We start from the raw sequence: 16,816 nt of genomic DNA on the forward strand, positions 1-16,816 counted from the left end.
GAAGATGGAGCGATGGGGCACCACGGATGGCAGGGCAACCCACCCGGAACCGAGCACGAGGCTCGCCGCCGGATCGTCGACGCGGCGACGGCCTGTATCGACCGGGTCGGCCTCGCCAAGACCAGCCTTTCCGACGTCGCCGCGGAAGCGGGCGTGACCCGGCAAACCGTCTACCGCTACTTCCCGAGCCTGGCCGACATCCTCGGCGCGGTCGCGCTGGACCGGGTCGAGGAGTTCGCGAGGCGGATGGAACGGCATCTGGCCTCGTTCGGCAGCGCCACCGAGGTCGCCGTGGAATCCGTGGTCTTCGGCGTCCGCGCCGTCCCCGAAGACCCCCACCTGGGACTGCTCTTGAAAGCGGGCGAAGCCGACGTCTTCACCGTCGCGGTCACTTCGTCGCAGTCCTTCTCGCTCGGCGCGCGGATCCTTCGGAACGTGCCGGTCGACTGGGCCGCGGTGGGCGTCACGAGCGACGAGGACTTCGAGGGGCTCGCGGAGATGCTGATGCGGCTGTTCCTCTCGTTCCTGCAGTACCCCTCCACCCCGGCCCACACCGACGATCGACTGCGGACCCTGGTCCGCCGCTGGATCGGCCCCGCTCTGAGCGGTTGATTGCACGGCGCGGTTGACCGCACGGCCGTGACATCCGTTCGCGGCCGCACTCGCCCTGGTCAATCCGAATCGGACGGTGGCGCCCTGCTCGTGTCGGCCCAGGCGTCGGTGGCGGCGTGAACCGCGAGCGCTACCTCGGCCGGACGCCCGCCATGACGGCGTCCAGGCTGGGCAGCCACCGCTGCCGGGGATCCGGTTCCACGAGCCATTCCGCGTGCGCCTCGACGCGTCCGGAGTCGGCGGGCAAGGGGAGCAGCGCACCCCAGGCGAGCACCTCGACGTACTGCGGCAGGGAGATCCGAGGGGGAATGAGCCCGTCGGTCTCGGCGAGTATGGCGACGCGCGGGCCCTGCTGGGTCAGCACCGTCAAGGCCGGGCCCCCGCAGCTGGTCTCGGCGAGCCGGGCGAGGACCTGATTGCCGTTGATCTTGGGCAGGGTCACCGCGCAGATCCCGTTCTCCAGCACCAGAAAAGGCTGCGAACCACGCCATGTCAGCGACCAGCCGAAGAGGCGGCCGTAGAAGGCGTCGCCCCGGGGGCGGACCGAGTCCCGTGGCAAGAGGGGCTCGACCGGGAGCACTTGCTGGTCCAGCGACATCGTCGGCGCCTTCCGAACGGCGGATGGGGACACGATGCCCCGGGAGTCTTCGACAGCGTAACGGCACTCAGTGTCACTAGCAAGTCTGCTGCTACCGTCCCGCTATGACCGATTCGCCGCGCCGAGCGCCGGTGACCAGAGCCGGGGCGACCCCCGCGGGCAGGCGCCGCCTGCGCCGCGCGCTCGCCGCCGCGGCCGTGGACCTGTTCGTGGCCAAGGGATACGAGGCCACCACGGTGGACGAGATCGCGGCCACCGCCGGGGTGGGTCGGCGCACGTTCTTCCGGTACTTCGACGCGAAGGACGACGTGCTCTTCGCGAACCACGACGAGATCGTGGCCGAGATGGAGGAGACGTTCGCCGCCGCGGACCCGGATCGTGATCCGGTGGAGATGGCGTGCGCCGCCGTCAGCCTGGTCCTCGACTCCTACGCCGCGGAGCTCGACGTCTCGCTCAAGCGGTTCACGCTGACGCGGACGGTGCCTTCGTTGCGGGACAAAGAGGTCGCGACCGTCGACCGTTATCAGCGCGTGCTCGCTCGCTATCTACGGGCGCGGTTCGCGGAACAGGGCGACGAGACGGCGAGCTTGCGGGCGGACGTGGCCGCCGCGGCGATCGCGGCGGCCAACAACCACGTACTCCGGCGCTGGCTGCGCAGCGGCGGTCAGGACGACATCACCGCCAGCGCCGCCGAGGCCTTCGCGCTGGTCATCGACGCGTTCCGGCCGGGTGGCGGCGCGGCCGAAAGGCCCGAAACGACAGTGGTCGCCGTGATGACCACGGCGACACCCCTGCACGCCGTCATCGCCAAGGTGAACGCCGCCCTGGCCGAGAAGTAGGACGACGCCCAAAACTGGCACTCAGTGCCATATCTTGGTCCTCAACCGGCCTCGGTGCGCGTTCGCACCAGGGGAAGGTAGATGGTGTCGATGATTTCGGTGAGGGTGCTGTCCGGTATGACGGTGACGTCGCGGACGAGGTAGTGGTGGTCGCCGAACAAGGCGGTCCGCTGCCGACCGAGTTCCCCGGCGACCTGCCGTATCTGGCCGAGGTACTGGCCGTGCATCAGCGACAGTTCCTCGGGCAGGAACCGATGCCCGACACCGCCGAGAGCATGGCAGCCGCGGAAGATCCCGCGGTGGTCGCCCTCTACGACGGAATGGGCGAACTCCCAGCCACGTTGCAGATGTTCATGGCCGGATGTCCGGCCGAACTGGATGCGAAACGTCACCGACTGGCCTGTCGGGACCTGGTGATGCGCACCATCCTGGCCTTGTCGGCGGGCGCGCGGCGCAGCCTCGCCTTTCCGCTCGCCTACGAGCGGCAACTGGACTCCGGCAGCCGGGTGGTCGCCGCTCCGATGTTCGACAAGCTGAAGCTGATGGATCGCGTCGAGGACGCGATCGAGTACCGATACCCGGCGGCCGAGGCTTTCGAACTCCTGAGTCGCTACCTCGACGGTGCCGAACGAGTCGACCGGATCACCGTCGGCGACCGGCCAGGCCTGTACTTGTTCGAGATCCCGCGAACCGGCCGCACCCCGGTGCTGGTCGCCTGGGAACGCGCGGCCACCCAGGACACCGACGCGGTATCGACGACCGAGCTCACTCTGGAATGGGTCCATGCCACCGCCTGCGCGGTGGATGTCTTCGGCGCCGAGGTGCCGATCGAACGGGACGGCGGAACACTGCGCATACCCGTCTCGGCGACCCCGGTCTTCATCACCAGTGCACCACTGGAAGGGCCGGACGGCTCCTTCTGATCACGCAGGGTGAGTCGCCCTGAAGGTAGGGTCACGCCTGATGATCGACCGACAGCGCCTGCGGGTGTGGTGGGATGCCCTGCGCTACACGGCGTTCACCGGAACCGACGCCCCGCCGAAACGTTCGGCGGGGCTGCGCTGGCTGCGTCTTCTCACCATCGTCGGCTGGGCATTCTGGTCGGGTTTCGTCACGTTCTCGACCGTTTCGGTATCGCCGCCCGCGAAGACGTTCAACGTGATCATCACGGTGCTGCCCTGCCTGCTCGCGGTGCGCTCGCCACTGTGGGGATGGCGCACGCTGATCGTCGGCATCGCGACCACCCCGCTGACCCTGCCCGGTATTTCCGGCGCCTGGGGCTGGCACTGGGCGCCGGGTCTCGCGCTCACGGCGGCGCTTGTCTTCTACCTCGTGGGCGAAAGCAACGACCAGGCGGAACTGACCTGGGCGGGACTGATCACCTTCGCCGCGGCGGTGCCTTTCGTCCAAGACTGGCGCGACGCGGCACTGCTCGTGATGCTCGGCGGGATAGCGTTCTTCCTCGGCAACACGGTCCGCCAGCGCAGGCTCGCCGAAGAAGAACGCAGGGCGCAACAGGAGCGCAGGCTCGCCGAGGAGGCCCGGGCGGCACTCTTGGAGGAGCGCGCGGGCATCGCGCGGGAACTCCACGACGTGGTCGCACACCACATGTCCGTACTCGCGTTGCGCGCGGACTCGGCCCGGTTCCGCTTCGCCGATCCGGGCAAGAACGGCGGCGAGGCCGAGATCTGGCAGGAGTTCGCCGACCTCGCCGGAACCGCCCGTGAAGGCCTGACCGAACTGCGCAGGTTGCTCGGAGTGCTCCGATCCGAGGATCACGCGCTCCTGGTCGCGCCACAGCCGGGGCTGGCGAGAGTGGTCGAACTCGTCGAGGGGGTCAAGGCCGCCGGCACTTCGTGCGAGCTCGACCTGCGCGGCGACCTCGACGCTGTTCCGGTCGGGGTCGCGTTGTCGGTGTTCCGGATCGCGCAGGAGGCGCTGAGCAACGCGATCCAGCACGCTCCCGGCGCGTCGATCTCCGTCGAACTCGCGGCCGGACAGGAATCGGTCCGGCTGTTCATCGAGAACGGCCCCGGAGACAGTCCGAAGAGGACGGATCAGGCAGGCGGCGGGCACGGCTTGGTCGGGATGCGGGAACGGGCCGCTATGCTCGCGGCGGATCTTGAGGTGGAGGAGAGGCCGGACGGTGGGTTCCTGGTCGCCCTGACCGTTCCGCTCGACCGTGAAGGGCAGCCGAAACCGTGATCTCGGTGGTCATCGCCGACGACCAGACCATGGTCAGGCAGAGTTTCCGCGCGGTGCTCGACGCGCAGCCGGACATGCGGGTGGTCGGAGAGGCCGCGGACGGGACCACCGCCGTCGCGTTGAGCGCCGAACTCGAACCGGACATCGTGCTGATGGACGTGCGCATGCCCGAACTCGACGGGATCGAGGCGACCCGGCGGATAGTGGCGGAGCGGCAAGAAGTCCGCGTACTGATCCTGACCACCTTCGACATCGACGAGTACGTGTTCGGCGGGCTGCGGGCGGGCGCCAGCGGGTTCCTGCTGAAAGACGCCCCGCTGGACGACCTGGTGACCGCCGTAAGAGTGGTCTCCTCGGGCAGCGCGCTCTTCGCGCCCACCATCACCAGGCGGCTGATCGGCGAGTTCACCCGCACCCACGCGTCCGCTCACACGGGTCGTTCCCTCGTCGCCGAGCTGACCGCCCGTGAGACAGAGGTGCTCCGGCTGATCGCGCGCGGCCTGTCCAACACGGAGATCGCCGAAGCGCTGGTGATCGCGGAACAGACGGCGAAATCCCACGTCAGCAGGGTGTTCGCGAAGCTCGGGGTGCGTGACCGCGCCCAAGCGGTCATGGTCGCGTATGAGGCGGGCCTCGTCGTGCCGGGCACCACGCCCTGATACCGGGGTAGGGGTACAACGCGAAGATCGAATACCGGGGTAGGGGCGCCAGAACTGGTCCCTGGGGCGATGTTTCCCGGTCCGGTTCCCGAGATCGTTTCCCCATGAAGTGGTCGAAAGAGCTGCGCCTCAACCGGGTGCCGGTCGTCGTCGGCGGCGCGATGACCGTGTTCGCCTTGATCGCGCTCGTCTGGTGGATTTCGGATACGCCGCTCGGCATCGATTCGGCGGTCTACCGGGCAGGCGGGTTCGCCGTGGTCCGCGGGGAAAGTCTCTATTCACCACTGCACGCGCTGCCCGACTGGGCACTGGAACTTCCGTTCACCTACCCGCCGTTCGCCGCGCTGCTCTTCACCGCGTTGACCGCGCTGCCGACCCAGTTGTGCTGGGGTCTGCTCGCGCTGGCCGCGGCACCCTCCCTCTACTTCGCGCTCCGGCCGTTCGCCGATCGAGCGCACCTTCCGCTTCTGCTGCTCGGCGCTTTCGCGCTGCAACCGGTGTGGCAGACCATCGGCCTCGGCCAGGTCAATCTCGTCCTGATGGCCGCCGTCGTGGCGGACATGCTCCTCCTGCGCGACTCGCGCTGGCGCGGAATCACGATCGGGATCGTCGCGGCGATCAAACTGATCCCGCTGATCTTCATCGTCCACCTCCTGGTGGTCAGGCGGTTCGCCGACGCGGCTCGGGCGCTGGCGGCCTTTCTCGGGGCGACGGCGTTCGCGATGGTCGTCCTGCCGGGGGACTCCGTGCGGTACTGGACCTCGGCGATCCTCAACGCCCATTTCGCCGCGACGAAGGGCTGGGTGGGAAACCAGTCGTGGCAAGCGTTCGTCGCGCGGACGATGCCGGACGGGACGGCGGCCACGGTCGCGATCGTGGCGTTCGGCGTGGCTTGCGCGGCGCTAGGGATGTGGCTCGTGCACCGGCTCCACCGCGCGGGCGACGATCGAGCCGCACTGCTGGTCACAGCCGGATGTTCCCTGCTGATCAGCCCGATCTCCTGGACACACCACTGGGTGTGGGTAGTGCCCGCGGTCGGCTACCTCGTCGCCAAGGGACACTGTTGGGTAGCGGCGGCGATCGCCGTCCTGTTCACGGGGTGGACGGTCGCGGTCGTTCCGGGCGGGGGCGGCGTCGAGCGTGACTGGACCTTCGGGGAGGCGATCGTCGGCAACGCGTACTTGATCGTGCTCCTCATCGCGGGCGTCACGTGTCTGGCCCGACTCTCCCGGAGCCAGGACAGGCTCGTGGCCGAGTCTGGCGTTACCTGAGGAGGGCGAGGAAGAAGTCCCGGATGTCTTCGGCGAGCAGGTCCGGCACCTCCATCGCGGCGAAGTGGCCGCCGCGCTCGAACTCCGACCAGTGCCTGACGTCGTACAGTCGCTCGGCCAACGGTCGCACCGATTGCGTGATGTCGTACGGGAATACCGCCACGCCGAGCGGTACACGGCAAGGCGCGTTTCCTCTCAGGCCGTCATGGTGCAGCCGTGCGGACGAGGCCGCGGTGGCCGTCAGCCAGTACAACGAGATGTCGGTGAGCATGCGGTCGTCGCTGATCGGAGAGCGAGGATCCGTCCAGTGTGCGAAGCGCTCGGCGATCCAGGCCAGCTGGCCGACCGGCGAATCGGTCAGCGCGTAGCCGATGGTCTGCGGGGTGGCGACCTGCAGAGCCTGGTACGGCGGGCGATTCGCCATCAGTTTCTTGACCTTGTCCAGCCGGGCTTCGTCCTGTTCGGACAGTTCGACGCCGGCGTCCGGATCCGGCCGGGTCGGAAGGTAGTTCACGTGCACCCCGACGACCTGATCCGGCGCCACCGCGCCGAGCGCGGTCGAGATGCCCGAGCCGAAGTCGCCGCCCTGTGCTCCGTAGCGCTCGTACCCGAGGCGGCGCATCAGCTCGGCCCAGGCCCGGGCGATCCTGTCGATGCTCCAGCCGCGTTCGTGGGTCGGACCGGAGAAGCCGTAGCCCGGGATGGACGGGATCACCAGGTGGAAGTCGCGTGACAGCTGCTTGATCACGTCGAGGAATTCCAGGAAGGAGCCGGGCCAGCCGTGGGTGAGGATCAGCGCGAGTGCGTCCGGGCGGGCGGACCGGACGTGGACGAAGTGGATGTTCTGGCCTTCGATCTCGGTGGTGAAGTGCGGAAGCTCGTTGAGCTCGGCTTCGTGGGCGCGCCAGTCGTAGCCGGTGCGCCAGTGTTCGGCCAGCTCTCTGAGCCGTGCCAGCGGGAATCCGTAGTCCCAGCCGGCATCGGCGACCTCGTTGGGCCAGCGGGTGCGGGAAAGCCGGTCGTTGAGGTCGTCGAGGTCGGCTTGGGGGATGTCGATGCGGAAGGGCTTGATCATGGTCTCGGCTCCACGGGGTCCTGGTCGTTGGGTGGCCAAACGTTTAGGTTGCCAACGATAGCGCAATCGTTCGGTCGCCCAACGATTCGTTAGACTCGTCACATGGAGAACCCCGCGGAAGAGCCGCACGCCAGGTGGCGGGACTTGCCCAGCTGGCTGCTCACCCAGACGGCGAACCACGCTCATCGCCTGGTGACCGACGGGTTCTCCGCTGTCGACGCCCGTGGCTACCACTTCCGCGTGCTGGCGACGCTGGACGAGTTCGGGCCCGCCAGCCAGGCGACGCTGGGCCGCCGTAGCGGCATCCACGTCAGCGAGATGGTCGCGACGATCAACGAACTCGCCGAGCGTGAGCTGGTCGAGCGCGCCCCGGACACGGCCGATCGGCGACGCAACGTCATCTCGCTGACCGCGGCGGGCGAGCGGCAGTTGCGACGGCTGGAAAAGCAACTGGCCGAGCGTCAGGACGAACTCTTGGCGCCGTTGTCGGCTGCCGAGCGGGAACGGTTCGCCGCGCTGCTCACGAAGCTGCTGAAGTACCACGACCGGCGGGCCGGTGAAGCCTCGTGAGTGGCTAGGACGGTTCTAACCCGAATCGCCACTCACGACCAACTGGACCCACTCGGTGCCGTCACCCTGCCCGCTTGAAGTACGTGAAGGACCCCTTCATTGCGCCTGGCGCTGTGAAGGGGTCCTTCACGTACCCGGGAGGTGAGCAGCCGCACCCAGAATCCAGTAGGTACCTAAGACGCCCTCGGCTCTGACCGTCCTAGCCGCTCACGAGGCCTTTGACCTGGGGCGGCCCGGCGAATGAGCGGATGGTTGCGAAAGCCACTTTCGCAACCATCCGCCCACGGCTCCGCAGTCCGGCGCGCCCGCATTTAGGCGACCAAACGCCATGAGTGGTCCGAACGTAGGAGTCGGGGCCGGCGCCTGGGAAACACAAGATCGAGGTGGGGCCACAAGCCCGGTTTGTGGCGTTTCCCACGTGTTCGGAGCCAGGAATCTTCGGGATCGAACGGCGAGATGACCTCGCATTGTGGACACTCTGAGCGTGCTCCGAGAAGTCGACGACCTTGATCAGCCCGCCGTTCCCGAGACGACGCCCCGGCGGGGGCGTCCGGCGAGTGTGTTCGAGAGAGTCCTCGACAGGCTGGCGCGGTCGCCCTATCCCAGGGCGATCTTGCTCTACCTGGTGGTCCGCACGGCGAGTGTCCAGCTGCTCGACCTGCTGGCCGCCCGCCGTGGTGCGGCGCTGACCGATCGGCTGACCGCGTGGGACGGGCAGTGGTACCTGCGGCTGGCGGTGCACGGGTACGCCGACCTGCCGGGGACACTGGACGCGGCGAGGCAGCCGTATTCGGACGCACCGATGGCGTTCTTCCCGCTGTACCCGAAGCTCGTCGGTGGGGCGATGTGGCTCGGGCTCGACGTCGTCACCGCGGCGCTGCTGGTGTCGGTGCTGGGCGGTTTGGTGCTGGCGTGCGGGTTGATCCGGGTCGGACGGGCGGTGTCGCCGGAGCGGGGTGACCGGACCGGCTTGCTGCTGGTGGCGTTGTGGGCCGGGGCACCGATGGCGATCGTGTTCTCGATGGCCTACACGGAGGCGGTGTTCTGCGCGTTCGCGGTGTGGGCGCTGGTGGGTGTGCTGGAGCGGCGCTGGTTGCTGGCCGGGTTGTGCGCGTTCGGGGCCGGGTTGTCGAGGTCGACGGCGGTGGTGCTGGTCGCGGTGGTGGTCGTCGCGGCGCTGGTCGCGGTTTTCCGGCGTACCGAGAAGCGCTGGTGGGCGCTGGCGGGTGCGGTGATCGCGCCGCTGGGGGTCGCGGGGTATCTGGGGTTCGTCGCGTACCGGACGGGCAGCTGGACCGGGTGGCAGGACATCGAACTGCGGGGTTGGAACACCGAGTTCGACTTCGGGGCGGAGACGGCGGATTCGGTGCTGGCGCGGTTGACCGGGGACGAGTCGGTCTTCAGCACGTTGACGGTGTTGTTGCTGCTGGGTGCGGTGGCCCTGGCGGTGGTGGCGGTGGTGATCCGGTTGCCGTGGCCGTTGACGCTGTACGGCGTCGGCGTGCTGCTGCTGGCGATCGGCACGCGGGGGCTGCCGGACGCGAAGATCCGGTTCATCCTGCCCGCTTTCCCGGTGCTGATCCCCATCGCGATCGGGCTGGCGAAGCGGCGGACGGTCACGGCTGTCGCGGCCGCGGCGGCATGGGTGGTCCTGGGCGCGTGGTTCTCGGCACATGCCCTGACGGCGTGGCGGTACGCGATCTAGGCGCTGTCCTGTGAGTCTGTTCGATAGGCTTCGTCGCTTCAGCCGGCGGGGGTGCCGATCCTGTCGTGTTCGAGCGCGGTCAGGAGTTGCCGCAGTGCCTGCGCGGCGTCGTGCAGTTGCGCGGGGTCGAGGGCCGCGTGGATGAGCGTGCCGATGGCCGCGAACGTCTCATCCGCTTCGTGGACGAGTTGCGTGGCGGTGTCGGTGAGCTCCAGCAGCGAGGAGCGGCGGTCGGCGGGATCGGGAACGCGCCTGACCAAGCCGCGCCCTTCGAGGCGGTCGATTCCCTTGCTGGTCGCTCCGACGCCGATGGAGAAGAAGCCCGCGAGGTCCCCGACGCGTGCGTCCGGGCGGTCGCGCAGGTAGCGCAGGAACTCGTACTGCGAGGCCGTGATCCCGTGGCGGCGGCGCAGCCGGTCGTTGAGCGCGTTGTACAGGCGGGTCTCGCACCGCACCAGGTCGCTGAAGAACGTCGCCGTCGCCGCCCTGTCACCCGTTTTGTATGCCTGGGCATATGTATTATCTTCCACGGCATGCAATTTACCCGCAGTGCGCCGAGGGAGAAGATTCAGTGAGCAAGGAACAGCGCGAAGTCATCGCCGCCCTGCTGGAGCAGGGCCCGCAGGGGTTCGAGCCGCAGCCCGTCGAGCAGATGCGGGAGAACTTCGCCCGCATGATGGCCCAGTTCACCGTCCCGCAGGTGCGCACCACCGGCACCGAGCTGGGCGGGCGGCCCGCGGTCCTGGTCGAGCCGGAAGGCGAGCAGCGCCCGGGCACCATCCTGTACTTCCACGGCGGGTCGTTCTCCCTCGGCTCCCCGCAGACGGCGATGGGCCTGACCGCCGGCCTCGTCACCCGCACCGGGTACAGGGCCCTGTCGCTGGACTACCGGCTCGCGCCGGAACACCCTTTCCCCGCCGCGATCGAGGACTGCCTCGCCGCCTACCAGGCGCTACTGGACGACGGGGCCGGCGCGCAGTCCATCGCGTTCGCCGGCGACTCGGCCGGCGGCGGCCTGACCGTGACGACCACCCTCGCCGCGCGGAAGGCCGGACTGCCGGTGCCCGGCGCCATCGTCGCCTTCTCACCCGGCCTGGACCACACCCGCACCGGCGCCACCATGACGACGAAGGCCGGCATCGACCCCTTCTTCACCCCCGAAGGTATGGCCCGCACCGGCGAGATGTACCTCGCCGGCCAGAACCCCCACCAGGAACTGCTCGCCCCGGCCGTCCTGGCCGATCTGACCGGCTTCCCTCCGCTGCTGCTGCAGGTCGGGACGAACGAACTGCTGCTGGACGACTCGGTGCGCCTGGCCCAACGTGCCCGCGACGCCGAGGTCGACGTCATCCTGGACGTCACGGCCGGCGTGCCGCACGTCTTCCAGTCCTTCACCGGCCAGCTCGACGAATCCGACCAGGCCCTCGACCGCGCCACCCTCTTCCTCACCCAGCACCTCGACGCCTGAACCAGCGGGCGACCCCGGCAGCGTCTAGCTTGCTTGCCGGGTGCGGTGGTCGGCGACGTGGACCCTGGTGGCGCAGCGGGTCGAGCAGAACCGGCGGCGTCCGTTGCGGGAGACGTCGACGTAGACCGTTTCGCAGCCTTCGCGTGAGCAGACGCCGAAGCGGTCCGGGGCGTCGCAGACGAGGTGCGCGAGCCCGCCCGCGGTGTAGGCCCGGACCCGGGAGACGGTGCCGGCGTGCGCGTCGACGTAGTGCAGGTGGGGTGCTTTGCCGTCGTGGGTCGAGATGTACGGCTTGGACGCGGAATCGTGCAGCAGCGCGTTGACCAGGTCGACCCGCGCGTCCGGATCCGCTTCGAAGACGTTCCGGAGCCTGGCGGTCCAGGCGATGATCTCGGTCGATTCGGGTTCCCGGACGGTGGGGACGGTCATGCGGTCTTTGAAGATCGCGGTCAGCGTGGCCGGGCCGGCGGCCTCGCCCAGGTTGACCAGGTCCGCGGCGATCTGCGCGGCCGCCCCACCGTAAGGGTTGAAGTGCATTGACCCATTACACCACGATCGGGGTATGGAATCGAACATGTGCCCGCGGTGTGGGTGGCCGCTGGCGGAACTGCCCGGAAGCACGACGAAATCCCAGCGGGTCTCGCAAGGGCGGCTCGACTACGTCCGGTGTCTGTGCGGGAGCTGGCTCACGCGGGTCGACGGTGTCGTGATCGGGGCGACGAAGTCCCAGCTGGGACAGGCTCAGCTCTGACGGTGGCGCGCGTCGGCGAGCAGCTGCGCCAGCGCGTGCACGGGAGAGGTCTCCAGCTTGTGCCGGTGGGCGTCGTAGCGGTCACGGGTGGTGCGGATGTCGGCGTGGCCCAGCAGGTCCTGGACCTTCTGCACCGGGACGTCGTTGGCCAGCAGCAGGGTTCCGGTGGTCCGCCGCGCGGTGTGCGGGGAGATGGTGTCGGCCTCGGCGAGTCCGGCGGCGCGGGCCTGTGCCCGTAGGAGGAACCAGACGTCGCGTTGTGCCAACGGTTTCCCGCCGGATTTGGTGCTGTCGTAGCGGTGGGGCATGGTCGCGAGCAGCGGGCCGGTCAGTTCCCCGTGGCGGACGCCGGCGCGGGCGGCGCGCAGGTCGAGGTAGCGGCGCAGCGGGTGCTGGGCGGCGGGGACGAGCGGGACGAAGTCGCGGTGGCCGCCCTTGGCGGTGTAGCGCAGGATCGTGTGCCCGGCGTCGGTGTCGAGGTCGCGCACGGTGGCGGTGGTCAGGCCGGAGACGCGCAAGCCGGTGTAGAACAGGATCGCGACGACGGCCGCGTCGCGCCAGGACGCCTCGGTGTCGTTGGCGCGGGCCCGGTTCTCCATGTGGTTCAGCAGTTTCGCCGTCGACTCGCCGCCGAGCGCGGGCAGTGGCGGGGTCTTGCCGGTCTTGGGCCGGTTGACCGCGGAGACCGGGTTGCGGTCGGCGATGTCGTTGGACTGCAAATACCGGTACCAGCTGGAGATGCCGGCGAGGGTGCGGGCGACGGTGGAGTCGGCGGCGGGCCGGGGCAGGCCGTCCTTGCCGGTGACAGTGAGGGTGTTCTTCCAGGCGTCGACGTCGGCACGGCGGGCCGTGAGCGGGTCGAGCCCGGTGCGGGCGCACCAGCCGAGCCAGGCGGAGAGGTCGGCGTAGTAGGCGCGGCGGGTGTGGTCGGTCTTGTCGGTCTCGAGCCAGAGTGTGGTGATGTGCCGGATCGCGTACCGGTCGAGCGGGTCGGCGGGCGGGAGCGCGGGCAGCAGCGCGACGGCTTCGGCGAGGACCTGTCGCCGGTTCTCGGGCCTGGTCTCCGGCAGCCGGATCTTCGACAGTTCGAGTTCGGCGGACATCGCGATCATCCTAGCCACGGAGCATGCCTCGAGCGCCACGTTCGAGACGTCGAGCGTCCCGGGCGTGGCGCTCGGGGCATCCGTGAAGCCCAGAGCGAAGCGCGAGGGGCTCAGGTGTAGTACCCGGCCACCGGGACGCGGGCCTCGTCGAACAAAGCCGGGCCCTCCAGCTTCACGCCGGGTCCGGTCGCGGGCGGCTTGAGCGCGGTGACCTGCTCACCGGAAAGGGCGAACACGACCCGCCCCAGGCCGGAGCGTTCGATGGCGCCCTGGCACATCCCGCACGGCTGGCAGCTGGTGTACATCGTCGTCCCCGCCGCGACGGCGGGATCCAGTTCACGCGCGGCCCACACGGCGAGCTTCAGTTCCGGGTGCAGGCTGATGTCCGACTGCGACACCGAGGTGTTGTGGTCCTCGGCCAGCACCGTGCCGTCGGGGCCGACGAGCAGCGAACCGAAGGGCGGGTCGCCGTCGGCCCGGGACTTCGCGGCCAGCTCGATGGCGCGGCGGAGGAACTTCTCGTCTTCTTCGGTCATGATCAGTCCTGTTCGGTTCGGTATCGGCCCAGTTCCCAGTGGGCGGCCACGGTCGCCAAAGCCTGCCATGCGGCTTCCGGGCGGAGGGTCTCTTCGGGATCACCGGAGAACGGGTCGAGTACGACGGTCTCGGCGCCGAGATGACGAAGCCGGTCGAGGTCGTCGACGATCTGCTCGATCGTGCCCTCCCCGGCGAGGCGGCCGGGTCCGGTGACCGGGCGGTCGGTGATGGTCAGCAGGATCCGCGGGGTGAACGCCGGAACGGGCCGGTCGTGGGCGTCGGCGATGGTCTTGACCCTGGTGAGCGCTTCGGTGAGCCAGGGGAGCGTCGCCCGCAGCGGATGCCAGGCGTCGCCGATCCGGACGGCGCGGCGGATCCCGGCGTCGCTGTTGCCGCCGACCCAGATCGGGATGTCGCCGGCGCGGTAGTCGGCGTCGTCCGCCCAGGCCTTCCGGACGGCGTCGAGGTGGCCGTCGGTCAGCCGTCCGCGCTTCTCGAACGGGACGTCGAGCGCTTCGAACTCCTGACGGGCCCAGCCGGACGCGACGCCGAGCACGAGCCGCCCGCCGCTGAGCTGGTTCAGGTTCGCGGCCATCCGGGCGATCAGCAGAGGATGCCGGTACGGGACGATGAGCACGGTGGTGCCCAGCCGGATGCGGCTCGTCACGCCGGCGAGCCAGGACAGGGTCGTGAACGGTTCGTAGAACGGCGCCGGGTACTGCTCGGCGACGTCGGGGGTGATCGCGACATGATCGGACACCATGAGCAGGTCGTAGCCGAGGCCTTCGACCGTGGTGGCCCAGCCGCGGAGGATTCCGGGATCGGTCCCCGGTCCGAAATTCGGGACGTTGACACCTATTCGCACAGGTCAAGGCTATCTGCGAGGCGGAAACCCGGGAAGAGATCTTTCCCTGCGTAACGGCGTGTCCGCCGTGGATATGCCGGTAATCTGGCCGCATGACCGAGACTCTCGACGCGACCGACTGGGCGATCCTGGTCGAGCTCCAGAAAGACGGGCGGCTTCCGCTCACCGAGCTGGGGAAGCGGGTCAGCCTCAGCGCGTCGGCGACGACGGAGCGGGTCAAGCGCCTGGAGGCGGCCGGGGTGATCACCGGGTACCGCGCCGAGGTCGACCTGGAGAAGGCCGGATATGTGGTGCTCGCCGTGGTGCGGTTGAAGTACCCGGGCAGCAAGCACTCGCCGTTGCACAAGCTGCTGACGGAGCGGACCGAGATCCTCGAATGCCTCCGGACGACCGGTGACGACTGCTATTCGCTGAAGATCGCGGCGCCGTCGATGGGACGGCTGGAGGAGATCGTCAACGAGCTCGCGCTGTTCGGGAGCACGAACACCAACATCGTCTACAACCAGACGTTGCCCTACCGGGGGCCGCGGGCGCCCGTGACGGCACTGGTCACGGGCGCCCGCGGGTCTCAGCCTCGGCTCGCTGTCTCCCAGAGACCGATGACGTTGCCTTCCGGGTCCTTGAAGTAGGCGGAGAAGCCCATGTCGCCGACAGCGGTCCGGCCGACGAGGGTCGAGCCGCCCTGTTTCCCGATGACCGCGAGCGTGTCGTCGACGCTGTCGACGTCGACCACGATCACCGTGCCGGACGCGGCGCTGAACTTCTTCGCCAGCATCCCGCCGTTGATGAACCCCGGTTCCGAGGGCATGCCGGTTGCGGCGGTCGGCCCCGACGAGACCATCGTGTAGTCCATCCCGGGCGGCGTGTCGGTCTTCCAGCCGAAGACCTCCCGGTAGAAACCGCGTGCGCGCTCGCCGTCCTCGAAGGGGATCTCGAAGTGCACGACCCGTCCGGTCATGGTCATCAACTCCTGTCGTGGCAACGGGTTCGGAACGCCACCAGCCAATAGCCGGTGCCCCCGTGCGCGCTAGAGGACTTGGCCCTCACCGAACCACCGGCGCAGCGCGACGAGCAGTTCCCCCTGGTCTTCGCCGGCCCAGCCCACGTGACCGTCCGGGCGCAGCAGGACCGCCGGTGCCCCCAGCTCCTCGCTGACCCCGACGACGTGGTCGACGCGGTCGGCCCAGTCCCGCACCGAAAGACTGCCGGTCTGGTCGAGCAGCAGGCCGCGGCCGCCGCGGGTCAGCCCGTAGAGATGCCCCTGCTCGAGTTCGAGGTCCCGCATGCGGCGGCCGAGCAGTTCGTGCCCGTCGCCGAAGTCGTAGCGGATCCCGGTCGCGGTGATCTTCTCTGTCAAGAACCGGCTCACCTCCTCGAACTCCATCAGTTCCGCCAGCAGCCGCCGGACCGCCTGGGAGCCCGGGTCAAGCGACATCAGCTGCATCTGCGCGCGGGTGTTGTCCAGGACGGCGGCGGCGACCGGGTGCCGTTCGGTCTGATAGGTGTCGAGCAGGTCTTCCGGTGCCCAGCCGGTGATCGCGGCGGCCAGTTTCCAGCCGAGGTTGAAGGCGTCCTGGACACCGAGGTTGAGCCCCTGCCCGCCGACGGGCGGGTGGATGTGCGCCGCGTCGCCCGCCAGGAACGCGCGGCCGACGCGGTACCGCTCGGCCAGCCGGGTGGCGTCACCGAAGCGGGAGAGCCAGCGCGGCGAGTGCACCCCGAAGTCGCTGCCGGCGACGGCTTTGAGCTGCCGTTTGATCTCCTCGAAGGCCGGTGGGACGCGGGGGTCCTCGGCCAGCCCTTCGGCGGGGACACCGACCCGGTACACCCCGTCGCCGATCGGGGAGAGCCCGAACCGCAACTGGGTCTTGCGGACCTCGGTCATCACGGCGAGCACCGTTTCCCAGTCCTCGGTCAGCTCCATCTCGCCCAGCAGCGTCTCGGCCGTGGCGGGCTCGCCGGGGAAGCCGATCCCGAGGAGTTTGCGCACCGTGCTGCGTCCGCCGTCGCAGCCGACGAGGTAGCGCGAGCGCAGCTTCGACCCGTCGGCCAAGTCGACGTCCACACCGTCGTCGTCCTGGCTCAGGCCGACCACTTCGCAGCCGCGCCGGATCTCGACGCCCACCTCGGTGGCGTGCTCGATCAGCAGGCGGTCGGTGATGGTCTGGGGGATGCCGAGGATGTAGGCGTGGGCGCTGTCCAAGGACGGCGCCGGTTTGATGATGCCCGCGAAAGAGCCGCCGACCGGATACTTCGTCCCGTGTTCCAGGAAGCGCTCCAGCAGGCCTCGCTGGTCCATCACCTCGATACTGCGCGCGTGCAGGCCCATGGAGCGGACGACCTTGGACTGTTCCGCGTCCTTCTCCAGGACGACCACGCGGATGCCGTGCAGCCGCAGTTCGGCGCCCAGCATCATGCCGGTCGGACCGCCGCCGGCGATGATCACGTCGATCAAAGAGTTCCCCCGTGTGTCGTGCTCGTGGTTCACGGCGGGAGATTTTGCGGCACGACCGGGGTCTTGCCGCAAGCCCCCAGGTGCGCTATACGTTAGAAGTGGC

At 69.1% G+C, this 16,816-nt stretch carries 21 protein-coding genes; 11 read left to right on the forward strand and 10 right to left on the reverse strand.

The features are described 5' to 3' along the window. Positions 1–12: 12 nt before the first annotated feature. Entirely contained in the window at positions 13–612 is a 600-nt protein-coding gene (locus tag ACZ6YV_RS35065) for a TetR/AcrR family transcriptional regulator (RefSeq protein ID WP_465513693.1), read from the forward strand. 130 nt (positions 613–742) lie between these two features. Here the strand turns inward: ACZ6YV_RS35065 and ACZ6YV_RS35070 are convergent, their stop codons facing one another. Beyond that, positions 743–1,210 (reverse strand): glycogen operon protein GlgX, encoded by a 468-nt coding sequence (locus ACZ6YV_RS35070; protein WP_465513694.1) that lies wholly within the window; start codon positions 1,208–1,210, stop codon positions 743–745. A 104-nt stretch (positions 1,211–1,314) separates the two neighbouring features. Between ACZ6YV_RS35070 and ACZ6YV_RS35075 the strand changes: the two genes are divergently transcribed. Further along, entirely contained in the window at positions 1,315–2,049 is a 735-nt protein-coding gene (locus ACZ6YV_RS35075) for a TetR family transcriptional regulator (RefSeq protein ID WP_465513695.1), read from the forward strand. A gap of 41 nt (positions 2,050–2,090) precedes the next feature. On the opposite strand, the gene ACZ6YV_RS35080 is transcribed toward ACZ6YV_RS35075, so the two are convergent. Beyond that, positions 2,091–2,441, reverse strand: coding sequence for a hypothetical protein (locus tag ACZ6YV_RS35080; protein ID WP_465513696.1), 351 nt, complete (start codon positions 2,439–2,441; stop codon positions 2,091–2,093). Between the two features lie 24 nt (positions 2,442–2,465). Here ACZ6YV_RS35080 and ACZ6YV_RS35085 point away from each other — a divergent pair, with 24 nt between their 5' ends. From ACZ6YV_RS35085 to ACZ6YV_RS35100, 4 genes are all read left to right on the forward strand, one after another. Continuing rightward, positions 2,466–2,972, forward strand: a complete 507-nt coding sequence (locus tag ACZ6YV_RS35085) for a hypothetical protein (RefSeq protein WP_465513697.1) — start codon at positions 2,466–2,468, stop codon at positions 2,970–2,972. 40 nt (positions 2,973–3,012) lie between these two features. Continuing rightward, on the forward strand, positions 3,013–4,254 hold the full coding sequence (locus tag ACZ6YV_RS35090; protein WP_465513698.1) for a sensor histidine kinase: 1,242 nt from the start codon (positions 3,013–3,015) through the stop codon (positions 4,252–4,254). Next, a complete protein-coding gene (locus tag ACZ6YV_RS35095) occupies positions 4,251–4,913 on the forward strand; it encodes a response regulator (RefSeq protein WP_465513699.1) in 663 nt (220 codons plus the stop codon). The genes ACZ6YV_RS35090 and ACZ6YV_RS35095 overlap by 4 nt, the downstream gene beginning before the upstream one ends. Before the next feature lie 104 nt (positions 4,914–5,017). After that, the gene (locus ACZ6YV_RS35100) at positions 5,018–6,184 is read left to right on the forward strand and encodes a glycosyltransferase 87 family protein (RefSeq protein ID WP_465513700.1); all 1,167 of its coding nucleotides are present in this window, start codon (positions 5,018–5,020) and stop codon (positions 6,182–6,184) included. On the opposite strand, the gene ACZ6YV_RS35105 is transcribed toward ACZ6YV_RS35100, so the two are convergent. Next, positions 6,177–7,259 carry an epoxide hydrolase family protein gene (locus ACZ6YV_RS35105; RefSeq protein WP_465513701.1) on the reverse strand — a complete coding sequence of 361 codons (1,083 nt, stop codon included), beginning with the start codon at positions 7,257–7,259 and terminating at the stop codon, positions 6,177–6,179. The genes ACZ6YV_RS35100 and ACZ6YV_RS35105 overlap by 8 nt on opposite strands. 102 nt (positions 7,260–7,361) lie before the next feature. Between ACZ6YV_RS35105 and ACZ6YV_RS35110 the strand changes: the two genes are divergently transcribed. Next, positions 7,362–7,829, forward strand: coding sequence for a MarR family winged helix-turn-helix transcriptional regulator (locus ACZ6YV_RS35110; protein WP_465513702.1), 468 nt, complete (start codon positions 7,362–7,364; stop codon positions 7,827–7,829). Between the two features lie 469 nt (positions 7,830–8,298). After that, complete coding sequence (locus ACZ6YV_RS35115; protein ID WP_465513703.1) at positions 8,299–9,534, forward strand: hypothetical protein; 1,236 nt, start codon at positions 8,299–8,301, stop codon at positions 9,532–9,534. Between the two features lie 38 nt (positions 9,535–9,572). Here ACZ6YV_RS35115 and ACZ6YV_RS35120 read toward each other — a convergent pair whose 3' ends face one another. After that, positions 9,573–10,064: a MarR family winged helix-turn-helix transcriptional regulator gene (locus ACZ6YV_RS35120; protein ID WP_465513704.1), complete on the reverse strand. Its 492-nt coding sequence runs from the start codon at positions 10,062–10,064 to the stop codon at positions 9,573–9,575. Between the two features lie 41 nt (positions 10,065–10,105). Here ACZ6YV_RS35120 and ACZ6YV_RS35125 point away from each other — a divergent pair, with 41 nt between their 5' ends. Then, positions 10,106–11,002 (forward strand): alpha/beta hydrolase, encoded by an 897-nt coding sequence (locus tag ACZ6YV_RS35125; RefSeq protein ID WP_465513705.1) that lies wholly within the window; start codon positions 10,106–10,108, stop codon positions 11,000–11,002. A 24-nt stretch (positions 11,003–11,026) separates the two neighbouring features. Here ACZ6YV_RS35125 and ACZ6YV_RS35130 read toward each other — a convergent pair whose 3' ends face one another. Beyond that, on the reverse strand, positions 11,027–11,539 hold the full coding sequence (locus ACZ6YV_RS35130; RefSeq protein ID WP_465513706.1) for a CGNR zinc finger domain-containing protein: 513 nt from the start codon (positions 11,537–11,539) through the stop codon (positions 11,027–11,029). A 25-nt stretch (positions 11,540–11,564) separates the two neighbouring features. On the opposite strand from ACZ6YV_RS35130, the gene ACZ6YV_RS35135 reads away from it, so the two are divergent. After that, positions 11,565–11,753, forward strand: a complete 189-nt coding sequence (locus ACZ6YV_RS35135) for a hypothetical protein (RefSeq protein WP_465513707.1) — start codon at positions 11,565–11,567, stop codon at positions 11,751–11,753. Here ACZ6YV_RS35135 and ACZ6YV_RS35140 read toward each other — a convergent pair. The 3 genes from ACZ6YV_RS35140 to ACZ6YV_RS35150 form a co-directional block, all read right to left on the reverse strand. After that, entirely contained in the window at positions 11,744–12,856 is a 1,113-nt protein-coding gene (locus ACZ6YV_RS35140; RefSeq protein WP_465513708.1) for a tyrosine-type recombinase/integrase, read from the reverse strand. The genes ACZ6YV_RS35135 and ACZ6YV_RS35140 overlap by 10 nt on opposite strands. 110 nt (positions 12,857–12,966) lie before the next feature. Continuing rightward, positions 12,967–13,392, reverse strand: coding sequence for a nucleoside deaminase (locus ACZ6YV_RS35145; protein WP_465513709.1), 426 nt, complete (start codon positions 13,390–13,392; stop codon positions 12,967–12,969). A gap of 2 nt (positions 13,393–13,394) precedes the next feature. Then, positions 13,395–14,258: an LLM class flavin-dependent oxidoreductase gene (locus tag ACZ6YV_RS35150; RefSeq protein ID WP_465513710.1), complete on the reverse strand. Its 864-nt coding sequence runs from the start codon at positions 14,256–14,258 to the stop codon at positions 13,395–13,397. Positions 14,259–14,350: 92 nt separating this feature from the next. Between ACZ6YV_RS35150 and ACZ6YV_RS35155 the strand changes: the two genes are divergently transcribed. Beyond that, a complete protein-coding gene (locus tag ACZ6YV_RS35155) occupies positions 14,351–14,887 on the forward strand; it encodes an Lrp/AsnC family transcriptional regulator (protein ID WP_465513711.1) in 537 nt (178 codons plus the stop codon). Here the strand turns inward: ACZ6YV_RS35155 and ACZ6YV_RS35160 are convergent. Together ACZ6YV_RS35160 and rox are read right to left on the reverse strand one after the other, a co-directional pair. After that, entirely contained in the window at positions 14,827–15,216 is a 390-nt protein-coding gene (locus ACZ6YV_RS35160) for a VOC family protein (protein WP_465513712.1), read from the reverse strand. The two genes, ACZ6YV_RS35155 and ACZ6YV_RS35160, sit on opposite strands and share 61 nt — an antisense overlap. Before the next feature lie 69 nt (positions 15,217–15,285). Continuing rightward, positions 15,286–16,713 (reverse strand): rifampin monooxygenase, encoded by a 1,428-nt coding sequence (gene rox / locus ACZ6YV_RS35165; RefSeq protein ID WP_465513713.1) that lies wholly within the window; start codon positions 16,711–16,713, stop codon positions 15,286–15,288. Between the last annotated feature and the right edge of the window lie 103 nt (positions 16,714–16,816).

This window comes from Amycolatopsis sp. NPDC102522 (assembly GCF_055584485.1).